The 17,116-nt window shown below is 46.7% G+C and carries 13 protein-coding genes, 1 tRNA gene and 1 pseudogene; all 15 read right to left on the bottom strand.

Features of this window, described 5'->3' with window-relative positions:
- Positions 1-233, bottom strand: a 233-nt coding sequence (locus tag GCU85_RS09650; RefSeq protein WP_235896263.1) for a GTP-binding protein, incomplete at its 3' end; no start/stop codon positions are given.
- A gap of 19 nt (positions 234-252) precedes the next feature.
- Entirely contained in the window at positions 253-2,349 is a 2,097-nt protein-coding gene (gene fusA, locus GCU85_RS09655) for an elongation factor G (RefSeq protein ID WP_152810978.1), read from the bottom strand.
- 12 nt (positions 2,350-2,361) lie between these two features.
- Positions 2,362-2,832, bottom strand: coding sequence for a 30S ribosomal protein S7 (gene rpsG / locus GCU85_RS09660; RefSeq protein ID WP_152810979.1), 471 nt, complete (start codon positions 2,830-2,832; stop codon positions 2,362-2,364).
- A gap of 27 nt (positions 2,833-2,859) precedes the next feature.
- On the bottom strand, positions 2,860-3,234 hold the full coding sequence (gene rpsL, locus GCU85_RS09665) for a 30S ribosomal protein S12 (RefSeq protein ID WP_152810980.1): 375 nt from the start codon (positions 3,232-3,234) through the stop codon (positions 2,860-2,862).
- A gap of 89 nt (positions 3,235-3,323) precedes the next feature.
- A complete protein-coding gene (gene rpoC, locus GCU85_RS09670) occupies positions 3,324-7,457 on the bottom strand; it encodes a DNA-directed RNA polymerase subunit beta' (RefSeq protein ID WP_152810981.1) in 4,134 nt (1,377 codons plus the stop codon).
- Between the two features lie 15 nt (positions 7,458-7,472).
- Entirely contained in the window at positions 7,473-11,546 is a 4,074-nt protein-coding gene (rpoB, locus tag GCU85_RS09675) for a DNA-directed RNA polymerase subunit beta (RefSeq protein ID WP_152810982.1), read from the bottom strand.
- A 103-nt stretch (positions 11,547-11,649) separates the two neighbouring features.
- A complete protein-coding gene (gene rplL / locus GCU85_RS09680; RefSeq protein ID WP_152810983.1) occupies positions 11,650-12,018 on the bottom strand; it encodes a 50S ribosomal protein L7/L12 in 369 nt (122 codons plus the stop codon).
- Between the two features lie 50 nt (positions 12,019-12,068).
- A complete protein-coding gene (gene rplJ / locus GCU85_RS09685) occupies positions 12,069-12,575 on the bottom strand; it encodes a 50S ribosomal protein L10 (protein ID WP_152810984.1) in 507 nt (168 codons plus the stop codon).
- 234 nt (positions 12,576-12,809) lie between these two features.
- Positions 12,810-13,505 carry a 50S ribosomal protein L1 gene (gene rplA, locus GCU85_RS09690; protein ID WP_152810985.1) on the bottom strand — a complete coding sequence of 232 codons (696 nt, stop codon included), beginning with the start codon at positions 13,503-13,505 and terminating at the stop codon, positions 12,810-12,812.
- A gap of 1 nt (position 13,506) precedes the next feature.
- Positions 13,507-13,941: a 50S ribosomal protein L11 gene (gene rplK / locus GCU85_RS09695; protein WP_152810986.1), complete on the bottom strand. Its 435-nt coding sequence runs from the start codon at positions 13,939-13,941 to the stop codon at positions 13,507-13,509.
- A gap of 105 nt (positions 13,942-14,046) precedes the next feature.
- A complete protein-coding gene (nusG, locus tag GCU85_RS09700) occupies positions 14,047-14,574 on the bottom strand; it encodes a transcription termination/antitermination protein NusG (RefSeq protein WP_152810987.1) in 528 nt (175 codons plus the stop codon).
- Positions 14,575-14,595: 21 nt separating this feature from the next.
- Positions 14,596-15,042, bottom strand: a complete 447-nt coding sequence (gene secE / locus GCU85_RS09705; protein ID WP_152810988.1) for a preprotein translocase subunit SecE — start codon at positions 15,040-15,042, stop codon at positions 14,596-14,598.
- An 18-nt stretch (positions 15,043-15,060) separates the two neighbouring features.
- Positions 15,061-15,135: transfer RNA gene (locus tag GCU85_RS09710), tRNA-Trp, on the bottom strand.
- Positions 15,136-15,563: 428 nt separating this feature from the next.
- Positions 15,564-15,995 (bottom strand): annotated as a pseudogene (locus tag GCU85_RS09715) (EF-Tu C-terminal domain-related protein); the annotation flags it as partial.
- 23 nt (positions 15,996-16,018) lie between these two features.
- Positions 16,019-17,116, bottom strand: a 1,098-nt coding sequence (gene tuf, locus GCU85_RS09720; protein WP_152810989.1) for an elongation factor Tu, incomplete at its 5' end; no start/stop codon positions are given.

A 17,116-nucleotide genomic window follows, 5' to 3' on the forward strand; every position in this document is an offset into this window, starting at 1 on the left:
GCATAGTGACGACCTTCTGACTCATACTCAACGTGAGCCGTAGAAATCGTAATACCACGCGCTCGCTCTTCTGGCGCACCATCAATCTGATCGTAAGCCTTAAATGCACCACCATGCGCCTCAGCCATGACCTTAGTCAACGCCGCAGTCAACGTCGTCTTACCATGGTCTACGTGACCTATCGTACCTACGTTTACGTGAGGCTTGGTGCGCTCAAATTTCTCTTTTGACATGTCTTAATCTCCTAATACTTTATTTTTTTGAATTTTTGATAATTTCTTCTGCAACATTGGCTGGTGTTTCTGAGTATTTCAAAAACTCCATTGAATAACTGGCTCGACCCTGAGACAACGAGCGAACGGATGTTGCGTAACCGAACATTTCTGCAAGCGGGACCTCTGCATTGATGACTTTATCCATTGCACCATCTTCCATCCCTTGCACCAGACCGCGACGACGATTTAAGTCACCCATGACATCTCCCATGTACTCTTCTGGTGTCACGACTTCAACCTTCATAATCGGCTCAAGTAGCACGGCTTTTGCCTTCAGCGCGCCTTGACGGAATGCGTCTGACGCCGCCATCTTAAAGGCCATCTCGTTTGAATCAACTTCGTGATACGAACCGTCATACAAAGTCGCCTTCACATCGACAACAGGGAAGCCCGCCAATACACCTGACTGCATACGCTCTTGAATTCCTTTATCAACCGCTGGGATATATTCGCGCGGAACCACCCCACCAACAATCTCATTAACGAAGGTATAGCCTTCGCCTGGCTCTTGTGGCTCAAGCTTTAACCACACATGACCGTACTGACCACGACCGCCTGATTGTTTAACAAACTTGCCTTCTTGATTAACTGCCTCGCGAATCGTTTCTCTATAAGAAACTTGTGGCGCACCAACGCTTGTCTCAACATTAAACTCGCGTCGCATCCGATCAACGATGATGTCTAAGTGTAACTCACCCATCCCTGAAATAATGGTTTGCCCCGTTTCTTCGTCCGTTTTTACACGAAACGACGGATCTTCTTGGGCCAATTTACCCAACGCAATACCCATCTTTTCTTGGTCTGCTTTTGTTTTCGGCTCAACGGCAATCGAAATAACGGGCTCTGGGAACTCCATTCGCTCCAAAATCACAGGGCGATTCATATCACATAATGTCTCACCCGTTGTCACGTCTTTCAAACCGATGCAAGCCGCGATATCGCCAGCAAGAATTTCTTTGATTTCTTCGCGTGAGTTGGCGTGCATCTGCACGATTCGACCAACACGCTCGCGCTTTTGCTTGATCGAATTCAGCACGGTACTCCCTGCATTCAATATACCAGAATAACAGCGAACGAACGTCAACGTCCCCACAAACGGGTCAGTTGCAATCTTAAACGCCAATGCCGCAAACGGATCCGTGTCATTTGCCTCACACTTAATTTCATTACCCTGCTCATCTTCACCACGAATGGCTTTAACCTCAGCGGGTGACGGCATGTATTCAATCACCGCATCGAGGACGGCCTGAACCCCTTTATTTTTAAAAGCAGAACCACAAGCGCAAAGCACTATTTCATTGTCCAACGTCCGCTGGCGTAGACCTGATTTGATTTCATCTTCGGTTAATGCTTCGCCTTCGATGTACTTATCCATTAACGTTTCTGAGCTTTCAGCAGCGGCCTCTATTAAACCTTGACGCCACTCCTCTGCCATTTCTGCTAAATCCGCAGGAATTTCATCATAAGTAAAGGTCATCCCTTGGTCGGCTTCATTCCAGTTAATGAACTTCATTTTAATCAGGTCAATAACGCCTCTGAAAGTATCTTCCGCACCAACAGGAATCTGCATTGGTACCGCGTTTGCGCCTAATCTTTTTTTAAGCTGCTCAACCACCATAAAAAAGTCAGCACCCGCGCGATCCATTTTATTCACAAACACCATACGTGGGACTTGGTATTTATTGGCTTGGCGCCATACCGTTTCGGTCTGGGGCTGAACACCAGAAGACGCACAAAGGACAACCACCGCGCCATCCAAAACGCGAAGCGAACGCTCAACCTCAATCGTAAAGTCAACGTGTCCTGGTGTGTCTATGATATTAATGCGATGCTCTGGGAATTGGGCATCCATACCGCGCCAAAAACAAGTCGTTGCCGCAGAAGTAATGGTAATACCACGCTCTTGCTCTTGTTCCATCCAGTCCATCGTCGCCGCACCATCATGGACTTCACCAATCTTATGCGACAATCCAGTGTAGAACAATACGCGCTCTGTCGTTGTCGTTTTACCTGCATCAACGTGCGCAACAATGCCAATATTTCGGTATTTTTCAATCGAAGTAGTTCGTGCCATCGTTATCTCCTATTACCAGCGGAAGTGAGCAAAGGCTTTGTTTGCTTCAGCCATTTTGTGCGTATCGTCACGCTTTTTAACCGCTGCCCCACGCTGATCCAACGCTTCGCTTAATTCAGCCGCCAGCCTTGCCGCCATTGATTTTTCGCCACGCTTACGTGCCGCCTCAATCAACCAGCGCATCGCCAATGCATTTTGGCGAACCGCACGGACTTCGACAGGTACTTGGTACGTTGCACCACCAACCCGTCGGGATTTAACTTCTACAGTTGGACGTACATTATCCAGCGCCTTCTCCAATACTTCAGTCGGCTCACCACCTTTATTGGCAACCACTGATTCCAGTGCGCGATAAACAATCTGCTCTGCAACAGATTTTTTGCCATCAACCATCACCATATTCATAAACTTGGCAACAACGGTGCTTCCAAACTTTGGATCTGGCAAAATTTCGCGTACGGGGACTTCTCTTCTTCTGGGCATATCTCTACCTATTTAATGTCAATAAAATTATGATTTTGGTCGCTTCGTTCCGTACTTAGAGCGACCTTGTTTTCTGTCATTTACACCAGCTGTATCCAAGCTGCCGCGGACGACATGGTAACGAACACCTGGTAAATCCTTGACCCGCCCACCGCGAATCAACACCAAGCTGTGCTCTTGCAGGTTGTGGCCTTCGCCACCAATATAAGCGGTGACTTCATAGTTACTGGTTAACCGAACACGGGCGACCTTACGCGCTGCTGAGTTAGGTTTTTTGGGCGTCGTTGTATAGACGCGAGTACAGACTCCTCGGCGCTGAGGGCAAGCCTGTAAAGCAGGAACGCTTGTCTTTTCTGCTTTGGTTTTTCTTGGCTTACGCACAAGCTGGTTTACTGTTGCCATAGTTTCATTTTCTCCACGAATTATTCGTCATTCAACTTTACGAAAAAGGATGCAACCTTAATCTTAAAAACGGTTTTTGTCAAGCTTTATTATTCCTGCGCCCCATCCTCGGATGCCTGCGCAGGGGTAACAAATAGTGATTCATCGAAGTGCTGCTCAGCCTTTCTCGACTCATGGTAAGCCAATCCAGTTCCTGCAGGGATTAATCGCCCAACCACAATATTTTCCTTTAATCCTCTTAAATCATCATATGCACCGCGCGTCGCTGCTTCTGTTAGTACGCGCGTTGTTTCTTGGAATGAGGCGGCCGACAAGAATGAATCGGTTGCCAAAGAGGCTTTTGTTATCCCCAGCAAAATAGGCACATATTGTGCAGGCTGTCCGCCGTTGGCTTCAACACGCGAATTCTCTTCAAATACCCGTGATAAATTGCCTTGCTCACCCGCGATTAATTGTGTATCGCCCGCATCGACAACTTCGACACGCTTAAGCATTTGCTTAACGATAACCTCGATGTGTTTATCGTTAATTTTTACCCCTTGCAAACGATAGACGTCTTGTACTTCTTTCGTAATAAACTCGGCTAAGGTCTTAATTCCTCTTAAGCGCAGAATATCATGCGGATCTGGCTCACCTTCGGATATCGTTTCGCCACGAACAACCGACTCACCTTCGAGCACGTTCATTTGTCGCCATTTCGGAATCAGCAGCTCATGCGTATGACCGTCTTCGTCCGTTATCACCAAGCGTTGCTTCCCTTTCGTCTCTTTCCCGAAACTAATAACCCCGGTTGCCTCTGCCATAATTGCTGGCTCTTTGGGCTTTCTCGCCTCAAATAAATCAGCCACTCGCGGCAATCCACCAGTAATGTCGCCTGTTTTCCCTGATTCCTGAGGAATACGAGAAATGATATCACCTGCTTTCACCTCGGCACCATCGACCAAATTGACAATTGCATTCGCTGGCAAGAAATAGGTCGATAAGGCATCGCCTGCTTTTTTGCCTTTGCTAATCTGGATTTGCGGACGCCTGTCTCTGGCAACTGTTGGTCGCTGACCTGGCTCTATCACCGTCAAGGTCGTTAAACCCGTTTCAGAATCTGTGCTGGTTTGAACCGTGACACCCTCTTCGAAATCAATAAATTTTACTTGACCACTAGCCTCTGAGACAATAGGACGCGTGTGCGGATCCCATTTTGCCACCATCATGCCTGGCTCAGTCGAATCGCCGTCCTGGACCATTAATACAGCACCGTACTGCAATTTATAGCGTTCACGTTCGTGACCCGCGGCATCAACAACCGATAACTCGCCGTTTCTTGCGGTCGTTACCCAGTTACCGTCTTTGTTTTGCACCGTTTTTACATTAGTGAGCTTAATGGTTCCCGTTGTTTTGGTGTCAACACTTCCTACCGCCGCTGACCGTGATGCTGCCCCCCCGATATGGAACGTCCGCATCGTCAACTGTGTCCCTGGCTCACCGATAGACTGTGCCGCAATCACACCGATGGCCTCGCCCTTGTTGACTAAGTTACCACGCGCCAAATCGCGGCCATAGCACTTAGCACAGACACCGTACTTTGAGTCACACGTAATCACAGAACGAACCATGACGTGATCAACACCTGCTGCATCGATGGTATCAACTGCTGCTTCGTCCAGTAGTGTGTTGCGGTCGATTAAGACTTCACCCGTTTTCGGATGCAAAATATCAGCCGCCACCACGCGTCCTAGCACGCGATCGCCCAATGACTCGACGACTTCGGAGCCCTCGACAACCGCCGTCATCTCCACGCCACCACTCGTGCCACAGTCATCATCCAAAATAACCAAGTCTTGGGATACATCGACTAGCCGTCTTGTTAGATAGCCTGAGTTCGCTGTTTTTAGCGCGGTATCTGCAAGCCCTTTCCGAGCACCGTGCGTTGAAGTAAAGTATTGCGCCACGGTTAACCCTTCGCGGAAATTAGCGGTAATCGGCGTTTCAATAATTGAGCCATCTGGCTTAGCCATCAGTCCACGCATACCCGCAAGCTGGCGCATTTGCGCTGCTGAGCCCCGTGCGCCTGAGTCAGCCATCATGTAAACAGAGTTGAAAGATTCTTCCTCGACACGGTTACCGTCTCGATCTTGTACTTCGTTCACCGACAGTTTATTCATCATCGCTTGGGCAACTTTGTCATTTGCTCGCGACCAAATATCGATGACTTTATTATAGCGTTCCCCGCCCGTCACTAGGCCAGAATGGTACTGGTCTTGTATCGCTTTTACTTCGTCTTCGGCGGCTCTGATAATCTCTGGCTTACTATCAGGAATCGTCATATCCTTGATCCCTATAGATGTTCCCGAATGCGTCGCATAGTGGAAGCCAGTGTACAGCAAAGCATCTGCTAGCAGCACGGTTGATTTCAAACCATTTTCCCGATAAGACAGATTAATGAGGTTAGAGATGTCTTTTTTCTTAAGTGTTTTATTATAGTGTTTAAAATCTAACTCTGATGGTAACTGAGTGCGTAGAATTGCACGGCCTACGGTCGTTTCCACACGTTTTACTTCGCCTTCTGTCTTGACCCTTAATTGAATATGGGCTTGGATATGCACTAACCCCATATCATAGGCCTTTTTGACCTCATCTGCATTGGCAAAAACCATCCCTTCGCCTTTTGCGTTAATTTTGGAACGTGTCATATAATAAAGCCCCAAGACAACATCCTGCGATGGCACGATAATTGGCTCACCGTTGGCTGGGTGCAAAATATTATTCGATGACATCATCAACGCACGCGATTCAATCTGCGCCTCTAATGACAAAGGCACGTGCACCGCCATTTGGTCGCCATCAAAATCCGCGTTAAATGCCGCGCAAACCAATGGGTGAAGCTGAATCGCCTTCCCTTCAATCAATAGCGGCTCAAACGCTTGAATACCTAAACGGTGTAGTGTGGGCGCTCGGTTGAGCAGCACGGGATGCTCACGAATTACCTCTTCCAACACGTCCCAGACCTCTGGCGTCGAACGGTCAACCATATTTTTTGCTGCCTTAATCGTATTCGCATGACCATAGCTAATCAGCTTTGAAAAAACGAAGGGCTTAAATAGCTCTAATGCCATTTTCTTAGGTAAGCCACATTGGTGTAGCCGCAGTGTTGGTCCAACCACGATAACCGAACGACCAGAATAGTCAACGCGCTTACCTAACAAGTTCTGACGGAAGCGCCCTTGTTTACCTTTAATCATTTCAGCCAATGACTTGAGTGGCCGTTTATTGGCGCCCGTGACCGCACGTCCACGACGTCCGTTATCTAATAATGAATCGACCGACTCCTGCAGCATCCGTTTTTCATTACGCACAATAATATCTGGCGCGTTTAACTCTAGCAATTTCCGCAAACGGTTATTGCGGTTAATAACACGTCGGTACAAATCATTAAGATCAGATGTCGCAAAACGACCCGAGTCTAACGGCACCAATGGTCGCAAATCAGGTGGTAAAATAGGCAAGACCTCCAGAATCATCCACTCGGGCTTATTCTCTGAGGCAATTAACCCTTCGATAATTTTCAAACGTTTAGTAAAGCGTTTAATTTTTGTTTCTGATTTGGTGTCATCCAATTCTTCTCGAAGCCTTGCAACCTCAACCGACAAATCCATTTCTTTGAGTAGGTATTGAATCGCCTCTGCACCCATTTTAGCCACAAACCCATCGCCATGATTGTCCAATGCATCAATGTAAGCCTCATCGGTCAGCAACTGTCCTTTGCTCAACGGCGTCATACCCGGATCAAGGACAATGTAGGCCTCAAAATAAAGGACACTTTCAATTTCTTTTAAAGGCTTATCCAGCAACAGCCCAATGCGCGATGGCAAAGATTTCAAAAACCAAATATGGGCACACGGTGTGGCTAAATCAATATGCCCCATGCGCTCACGCCTGACCTTTGCCTTGGTCACTTCGACACCACATTTTTCGCACACAACGCCACGGTGCTTTAAGCGCTTGTATTTACCGCATAGACATTCGTAGTCTTTTATAGGACCAAAAATTTTAGCGCAAAAAAGACCATCACGTTCGGGTTTAAAGGTTCGATAATTAATCGTTTCTGGTTTTTTAACCTCACCATAAGACCAAGAACGAATCATCTCTGGAGAAGCTAGGCTAACACGAATTTTATCGAAATCGTCTAGCCCATCTTTTGATTTAAATAAATTTAACAAATCTTGCATTTTATTTCTCCGAAATTAGTCTTGCTCTAACTCTAGGTTAATCCCTAATGAACGCACTTCTTTCAATAGTACATTAAAGGATTCTGGCATACCTGGGTGTATCGTCGGATCACCATCTACGATGCTTTTATACACTTTGGCGCGACCCTCTACGTCATCAGATTTCACTGTTAGCAGCTCTTGCAGTGTGTAGGCAGCACCATAGGCTTGTAATGCCCAGACTTCCATCTCACCAAACCGCTGTCCACCAAACTGCGCCTTACCGCCGAGTGGCTGTTGCGTTACCAAACTATAAGGGCCGGTTGAACGTGCGTGCATTTTGTCATCAACCAAATGGTTAAGTTTTAGCATATACATATAACCAACGGTAACTTCGCGGTCAAATTGCTCGCCTGTCCGCCCATCAAACACGACTGATTGACCCGTTTCAGACAAGTCAGCAAGTGCTAATAATTCGCAAAGCTCTTTTTCTGAAGCACCATCAAACACAGGCGTCGCCATCGGCACACCGCCCCGTAAATTTTCCGCCAATTGAATGATTTCTGCATCTGACAAGCTATCCAAATCTTCACGCTTTTTATCGTGATTATAGATTTTACCTAAAAATTCTCGCAGTTTCGCCATAGAGGTTTGGGCTTTGAGCATTTGATTAATCTTATCACCCAACCCTTTAGCGGCCCAACCCAAATGCGTTTCTAGTACTTGCCCGATATTCATCCGCGACGGCACACCGAGCGGGTTTAGCACGATATCAACAGGCACACCGTCACCTAAAAACGGCATGTCTTCTTGGGGGACAATCATAGAAACCACCCCTTTGTTACCGTGACGTCCCGCTAGTTTGTCTCCAGGCTGCAATCTTCGTTTAATTGCTAGGTAAACTTTTACCATTTTCTGAACGCCTGGTGGCAAATCATCGCCCTGTGTGATTTTGCGTTTTTGCTCTTCGAATTGTTCTAGGCTTTCTTTGCGCTTAACCACAAGCAGCGACTGCATTTCATCGAGCTGTTCATTAATCGCTTTGTCTTGCATACGAAGGTCTAGCCACTGATTTCTATCAAGGCTATCTAGGTAGTCTTGCGTCACGACGCTATCGGCTTTGATTTTTGCTGGCCCTTTTTTGGCTTTTTGCCCAACCAACAGCCGAGCAACGCGTTCAAAAAAGTCATCTTCAAATATCGCCAGCTCTGTGTCTAAATCCATCTTGACCCGTTGAATTTCATCTAATTCTATCGCAAGCGCTCGACTATCTTTCTCAACCCCGTCACGCGTAAACACACGCACATCGATAACAGTACCCTCTACGCCCGACCCTGAGCGTAACGATGTGTCTTTGACATCGGAGGCTTTTTCGCCAAAAATCGCACGTAGCAATTTGTCTTCTGGTGATTGCGGTCGCTCTGATTTAGGCGTGACTTTACCCACGAGAATATCGCCTTGCTTGACTTTGGCACCAATGTGAATAATGCCTGACTCATCAAGCTTAGCCAATGCACTTTCTTTGATATTTGGAATATCAACGGTGATTTCCTCAGAACCTAGCTTGGTGTCTCTTGCCACACAAGTTAGCTCCTCGATATGAATTGTTGTAAAGCGGTCCTCTTTTACAACGCGCTCTGAAATTAGGATAGAATCTTCGAAGTTATAGCCATTCCACGGCATAAATGCGACACGAATATTTTGCCCAATCGCCAACTCTCCCATATCGGTTGAAGGGCCATCCGCCAGCACATCACCTCTAGCAACTTTGTCGCCTAGTTTCACCAATGGCCTTTGGTTGATACAGGTGTTTTGGTTAGACCGCGTGTACTTGGTCAGATTATAAATATCGACACCCGCTTCGCCAGCGGCGGCTTCGTCATCGTTGACCTTAATCACAATACGACCCGCATCGACCGAGTCGACTTCGCCGCCACGTTCTGCGATAACCACCACACCTGAGTCCGTCGCAACCAAACGCTCCATACCCGTACCAACCAAAGGTTTATCCGCCTTTAGTGTCGGCACCGCTTGGCGCTGCATGTTTGATCCCATCAACGCACGGTTGGCATCATCATGTTCCAAAAACGGAATCATAGAGGCAGCAACGGATACGGCCTGTTTGGGTGACACGTCAATCAGCTGAACTTGATCTGGGTTAGACAGTACGGCTTCACCTTGATGCCGGCAAGCCACCAAGTCATCGACAAAGCAACCTTTGCTGTCTAGCCTTGCATTCGCCTGCGCAATGGTATACTCGCTTTCATCAATCGCTGACAAATACACAATTTCAGCGGTCACTTTTTTATTTTTCACCACGCGGTATGGCGTTTCTAAAAAGCCGTAGCTATTCGTACGCGCAAAAGTGGACAATGAATTAATCAAACCGATATTCGGTCCTTCAGGGGTTTCAATCGGGCAAAGTCGTCCATAGTGCGTCGGGTGAACATCGCGCACCTCAAAACCTGCGCGCTCACGCGTCAAACCGCCTGGGCCTAGCGCTGAAATACGTCTTTTGTGCGTCACTTCAGACAGCGGATTGTTTTGATCCATAAACTGTGATAGTTGCGATGAGCCAAAAAATTCTTTGACGGCCGCAGCAACTGGTTTGGCATTAATCAAGTCTCTGGGACCTAAGTTCTCTGCTTCGACCAAAGATAATCGCTCTTTAACCATGCGCTCTAAGCGGACAAGCCCCACACGAAACGCATTTTCTGTCATTTCTCCGACACAGCGAACGCGTCGATTGCCCAAATGATCGATATCATCGACTGTGCCATTACCGTTTTTGATATCGATTAATATTCTCAACACATCAATGATATCATCGTTAGACAGCACGCCTGGGCCTTCTATGGCCTCTCGCCCAACTCGGCGATTAAACTTCATACGCCCAACCGCTGATAAATCATAACGGTCTGGGTCAAAAAATAAACTATGGAAGAGTCCTTCAGCCGCTTCTTTTGTTGGTGGCTCACCTGGACGCATCATTTTGTAGATTTCGACTTGCGCCTCTAACGCGCTAGATGTCAAATCAATCCGCATGGAATCGGATATAAAGGGCCCCTTATCAACGTCATTAACGACAATCAGGTCAAACCCTTTCATTTTTCTGGTTACCATGACATCTAGCAAGTCTGACGTCACAATATCGTTTGCAGCAGACAGGATCTCACCAGTCTCTTTATCTACAACATCGCAGGCCAAGACGCGCCCAACCAAATAATCATGGGGGACATCAATTTTATCAATGTTCGCTTTTTGCATATCGCGAATATGCTTGGCTGTAATACGCTTGCCTGCTTCAACTAATACGTTTTTGCCGTCTTTAATCGAAAAATCGAGCGTCTCACCACGCAAATCCTGCACATCAAGGTGTAACGTTGCCTTAGTGGCTAACAGTTTGACCGTTTGTTTTTCAAAAAATGTATCCAAAATCGTTTTATTATCATAGCCTAACGCGCGAAGAAAAACGGTTACTGGTAATTTTTTACGGCGATCAACCCGACAAAACAAGGTATCCTTAATATCAAACTCAAAATCCAACCAAGAGCCACGGTAAGGGATAACTCGCGCAGAAAATAGCGTCTTACCAGATGAGTGCGACTTACCTTTGTCGTGGTCAAAAAACACACCTGGCGAACGGTGCAATTGCGAAACAACGACACGCTCGGTGCCATTAATCACAAACGTTCCCGTCTCAGTCATCAAAGGCAACTCACCCATGAAAACACTGTCTGGCTCGAGGATTTTTTTAACTTTCTTTTTGGCCGAATCCTTGTCATAAATAACGAGCTTTAACTTAACTCGCAGCGCTGAAGAATAGGTTAGTCCGCGTAATTTACACTCGCGGATACTAAATTCAGGTTTTTCTAATTCATACCCAACGTACTGTAATTCAACATGTCCAGCATGGCTGACAATGGGGAAAACCGATTTAAATGCACTCTCTAGCCCTGCTTCAGGATTACTCGGATGTTCTGCGTTTCCATACAAAAACCCCCGATAAGAGTCTAGCTGAGTTGCAAGCAAAAATGGCGCATCTAAAACGTTTGGTAGTTTGCCAAAATTTTTTCTGATACGTTTTTTTTCGGTATATGAATATGTCATGAGATCCCCAATTAATTATGCAAGCCAAGTGGCATACGCCAAAGACGAAAATATGCCGACTCTTTAAAAAGAGCCAGCATATTCAATAAAACAACGTGTTGTGTTATTTCAGTTCAACAGTTGCGCCAGCTTCTTCAAGCTTCGCTTTAATTTCTTCGGCCTCACCTTTTGCAACACCTTCTTTCAACGTTGAAGGTACGCCTTCAACGGCGTCTTTAGCTTCTTTTAAGCCAAGACCTGTGATTTCGCGAACGACTTTAATAACCGCGACTTTTTTGCCGCCATCACCTGTCAAGACCACATCGAAGTCGTCTTTTGCCGCTGCCTCACCACCAGCGTCTCCACCAGCAGCAGGTGCTGCCGCTGCAACCGCAGCCGTCACACCGAACTTCTCTTCCATTGCAGCGATTAATTCAACAATTTCGCCTACCGTTTTTGCTTCGATTGCTTCTAAAATTTGATCGTTAGTCATACTTTTTCCTCAAACTTAATTAGTTACTATTTATTAGATTCTTAAAAACACTACGCTGCTTCAGCTTCTTTCTGCGCCTTGACTGCATCAATCGTTCTTGCCAACTTGGCGACTGGTGCTTTCATGACCGACATCAGCATGGCAATTGCTTCGTCTTTGGTTGGCATGCTGGCAATTTTATCTAGGCTTTCACCTGCATAAACTTCGCCATCAAACCACAAAAACTGAACCATTTCTTTTGCTGTCGCATTTTCTTTGATGAAATGTTTGAAAATTCGCGCGCCAGCACTTGGCTCGTCCGTTGAAAAAGCAAGCATCAACGGGCCAACCAATCTGTCTTCGCAAGACGCAAATTCAGTATCAGCTAGCGCACGCTTTGCTAACGTATTTTTAACAATCCGAAGATGAACACCCTGAGCCCTCGCCAACGCCCGCAACTCCGTCATTTTTTCAGCTGAAATACCAATATAACTGGCACCAACCACTGCATTTGACGACTTTGCAACCTCAGCGACTGCCTCGACTACTGCCTTCTTTTCATTTAAATTTAAACTCATATGTGATTACTCCGCCATTATGAGACCCATAACACCTGTGTTGCCACAGGACCGGCAACCAACTAACGATTTCAAACATAGATGGGGTACATCCAAAATTTGATCTACAGTCAGCGGCTCCATCTACGTAGGGCGGCAATCGAAATTGCCATTTAAGCCACCAAAACAGATTGCTTTGGCACCCCCACGGTCTTTGATGGCAGCCTTCCGACTGCCACAAAGAGACAAGACCTACTAGTGCGCTAACGTTGACAAGTCAACACTAACGCCAGGCCCCATCGTCGTAGAAACAGAAACTTTTTTCAAAAACACGCCTTTGGCACCCGCAGGTCTGAGTTTGTTGATATCTGCAATTAAATGCTCAATGTTTTGCTTAAGCGCAGGCGCATCAAAGCTCGCCTTACCAACCGTACAATGGATAATGCCATTTTTATCGGTTCTAAATCTAACCTGACCACCTTTTGCGTTTTTTACGGCAGTCGCAACATCTGGTGTCACTGTCCCGACTTTAGGGTTTGGCATCAAGCCTTTTGGCCCCAAAACCGTTCCTAACTGACCAACAACGCGCATGGCATCAGGCGTGGCAATCACCACGTCAAAATCCATGTTGCCTGCTTTAATTGCGTCTGCTAAGTCTTCAAAACCGACAATATCTGCTCCCGCTTCTTTTGCGGCATCGGCATTTGCATCCTGCGCAAAAACAGCAACTCGAACCGTTTTACCTGTCCCATTAGGCAGTGTCGATGCGCCACGGACGACTTGGTCGGTCTTTCTAGGGTCTACACCCAAATTAATCGCAACATCAACCGACTCAGTAAACTTAACCGAAGAGAGCGACTTAAGCAAATCTAGCGCTTCTACCGCATCATAAGATTTTTCAACATCAACCTTATCACGAAGACTTTTCATTCTTTTACTTAACTTCGCCATGCTACTCTCCCTCTTTGTAAACTAAACCCATAGAACGCGCAGTTCCCGCGATCGTTTTAACCGCCGCTTCTAAATCGGCTGCAGTTAAATCGGGTGTTTTAGTCTTTGCAATCTCTTCTATCTGAGCACGTGTGACTGTACCGACTTTTTCGGTATTCGGACGCCCTGAACCCTTTGCAATTCCAGCCGCCTTTCTAAGCAAAACTGCTGCTGGCGGGGTTTTGGTAATGAAGGTGAAGCTTCTGTCGCTGTAAACCGTGATCACTACTGGAACAGGCAGGCCTTTTTCCATATCCTGTGTCGCGGCATTAAACGCTTTACAAAATTCCATGATATTAACACCATGCTGACCCAATGCCGGCCCGACTGGCGGACTTGGGTTTGCACTACCCGCTGCAACTTGCAGCTTGATATAACCTTCTATTTTCTTTGCCATGCTTACCTCGCTTGGGTGCAAACGTCTTTCGACTCCCCATTCACTTTATTCACCACCCACCGCCTTGTCAGGCAGCGGATGCACGTTATTATTACTTACAACTTATTACAACTTTTCGACTTGGTAGAATTCCAAATCAACCGGCGTTGAGCGACCGAAAATTTCGACCGATACTTTTAATCGACTCTTTTCGTAATTAACTTCTTCGACCGTTGCATTGAAATCTGTAAACGGCCCATCAGCGACACGAACCACTTCACCCACCTCGTACAACGTCTTGGGTCTTGGCTTATCGACGCCGTCTTGGATACGATTCATAATCACATCCACCTCAGCTTCAGATAACGGGAAAGGCTTATCCGATGTTCCGCCAACAAACCCACTGATATTCGGGATTGACTTAACCAAATGCCACGTCTCATCATTCATTTCCATATTGATCAAGACATAGCCTGGGAAAAACTTGCGCTCGCTGGTTCGACGCTTGCCATCACGCATTTCAGCGACCTCTTCGGTGGGCACTAAAATCTCACCAAAATACGCCTCCAACCCAGATCGCGCGATACGCTCAAGCAACAATTGCTTGACGCGATTTTCATACTGAGAATAAGCCTGTATGACATACCACTTCATGACACCCTCGCTCTGGTTTGATTAGTTAATGATTATTCTGACAATCCAACCAAACAGACTATCAATCAGCAGAATTAACAGCGCTAAAAATATAGATATCGCTAGCACCATCATCGTGGTTTTTGTCACTGTGTCCCTATCGGGCTTGACTGTTTTTCGCCACTCAATGCGACCGCCTTTTAACAGCTCAACAATCCGCTTATAGCTTTGCGCAGGCAACAGTGCCACCCAACCCAAAAGCGCAGCCGTGACCACTGAAATCAGCTTACTCATCCCCGAGCCATCAGATAAAAACCCAACACCCGTCGAAGCCAACGCACGTGGCACAAAGTACAACGCCAAAGCCACTAAGCACACAGATAACAGGATAAAAACAATATCAAATTTACCTTTCTCTGCTTTGCGCTCATGCGAACCATGGGCAGTTTTACTTCGCGCTATTGGCGATTTTGATTGTGCATCACTCATCTACGAAATTCCTTAAAATGGCAGGCGCGGAGAGAATCGAACTCCCATTAAAGGTTTTGGAAACCCTTGTCGTAACCATTGGACCACGCGCCTGTAGCAAAAATAGGCGATGATGATACACCATCGACAGACATTTGACAACCCTAGCTAGCTTTTTTTTAGCCTCTTCGTCAAACGCAACCTTCAACCCTATGAATATAAACCGTTATTTTAGGCCACTTATTTGTCGCCGTTTTCTAACCCTGCTTATTCCTTCAATACTTATTGCCGCACGCCATGGTCATGCTTTTTATTCCAACATGCTCACATACCCAATGCTCACATACCCACATCAACACACTCACAATTGGCGAGCGACTAGCGAAAAAAAGCAAAGATCGAGCCCAACTCGACCTTTGCTTTTTATTTCGCAGTTATTAGTTTCACAGATGATGCGCAACTTGCATCACCCCAATAACGAATCAATAACAGGTATTCGCTAACCGCATTATAGCACGGTCGACATTATTGACGCATTAATATTACGCAACAATTTTAGAGACGACGCCAGCACCTACGGTACGACCACCTTCACGAATCGCAAATCGCAATCCCTCATCCATCGCAATCGGTGCAATCAACTCAACTTCAATCTTGATGTTATCACCTGGCATAACCATCTCAACGTCTGCAGGTAACATCATCGCACCTGTTACGTCCGTTGTGCGGAAGTAAAACTGTGGACGGTAACCCTTGAAAAATGGGGTATGACGGCCGCCCTCTTCCTTAGACAGCACATAAATCTCTGCTTCGAATTTCGTGTGTGGGGTAATCTTGCCAACGTGTGATAATACCTGACCACGTTGCACTTCTTCACGCTTAGTACCACGTAACAATACACCCACGTTATCACCTGCACGGCCTTCGTCAAGTAGCTTACGGAACATCTCAACACCCGTACACGTNATTCTGATTTTTTGATTAGTCATAACTCGCCTTACGCAACAATTTTAGAGACGACGCCAGCACCTACGGTACGACCACCTTCACGAATCGCAAATCGCAATCCCTCATCCATCGCAATCGGTGCAATCAACTCAACTTCAATCTTGATGTTATCACCTGGCATAACCATCTCAACGTCTGCAGGCAACATCATCGCACCCGTTACGTCCGTTGTGCGGAAGTAAAACTGTGGACGGTAACCCTTGAAAAATGGGGTATGACGACCGCCCTCTTCCTTAGACAACACATAAATCTCTGCTTCGAATTTCGTGTGTGGGGTAATCTTGCCAACGTGTGATAATACCTGACCACGTTGCACTTCTTCACGCTTAGTACCACGTAACAATACACCCACGTTATCACCTGCACGGCCTTCGTCAAGTAGCTTACGGAACATCTCAACACCCGTACACGTCGTCTTTGTCGTATCCTTCATGCCAACAATCTCAATCTCGTCGCCAACCTTGATGATACCCGTCTCAATACGACCCGTTACCACCGTNCCACGACCTTGAATAGAGAATACATCTTCTACTGGCATCAAAAACGGCTTGTCTGTATCACGCTCAGGCTCAGGAATATAAGCGTCCATCTCAGCAACCAAACGCTCAATCGAAGGCACACCAATCTCAGACGTGTCGCCTTCTAGTGCTTTTAGCGCAGAACCCGTTACAATCGGCGTATCATCACCTGGGAAATCATACGCGCTTAGCAAATCACGGACTTCCATCTCGACTAACTCTAGCAATTCCGCATCGTCAACCATATCGGCCTTGTTCAAATACACCACAATGTAAGGTACGCCAACCTGACGTGACAACAAAATGTGCTCACGTGTCTGTGGCATCGGACCATCTGCTGCTGAACAAACCAAAATCGCACCGTCCATCTGTGCCGCACCGGTAATCATGTTCTTTACATAATCCGCGTGACCTGGACAGTCAACGTGGGCATAGTGACGACCTTCTGACTCATACTCAACGTGAGCCGTAGAAATCGTAATACCACGCGCTCGCTCTTCTGGCGCACCATCAATCTGATCGTAAGCCTTAAATGCACCACCATGCGCCTCAGCCATGACCTTAGTCAA

The organism is Ostreibacterium oceani, assembly GCF_009362845.1.
In the GTDB taxonomy this organism is placed as follows: Bacteria; Pseudomonadota; Gammaproteobacteria; order Cardiobacteriales; family Ostreibacteriaceae; genus Ostreibacterium; species Ostreibacterium oceani.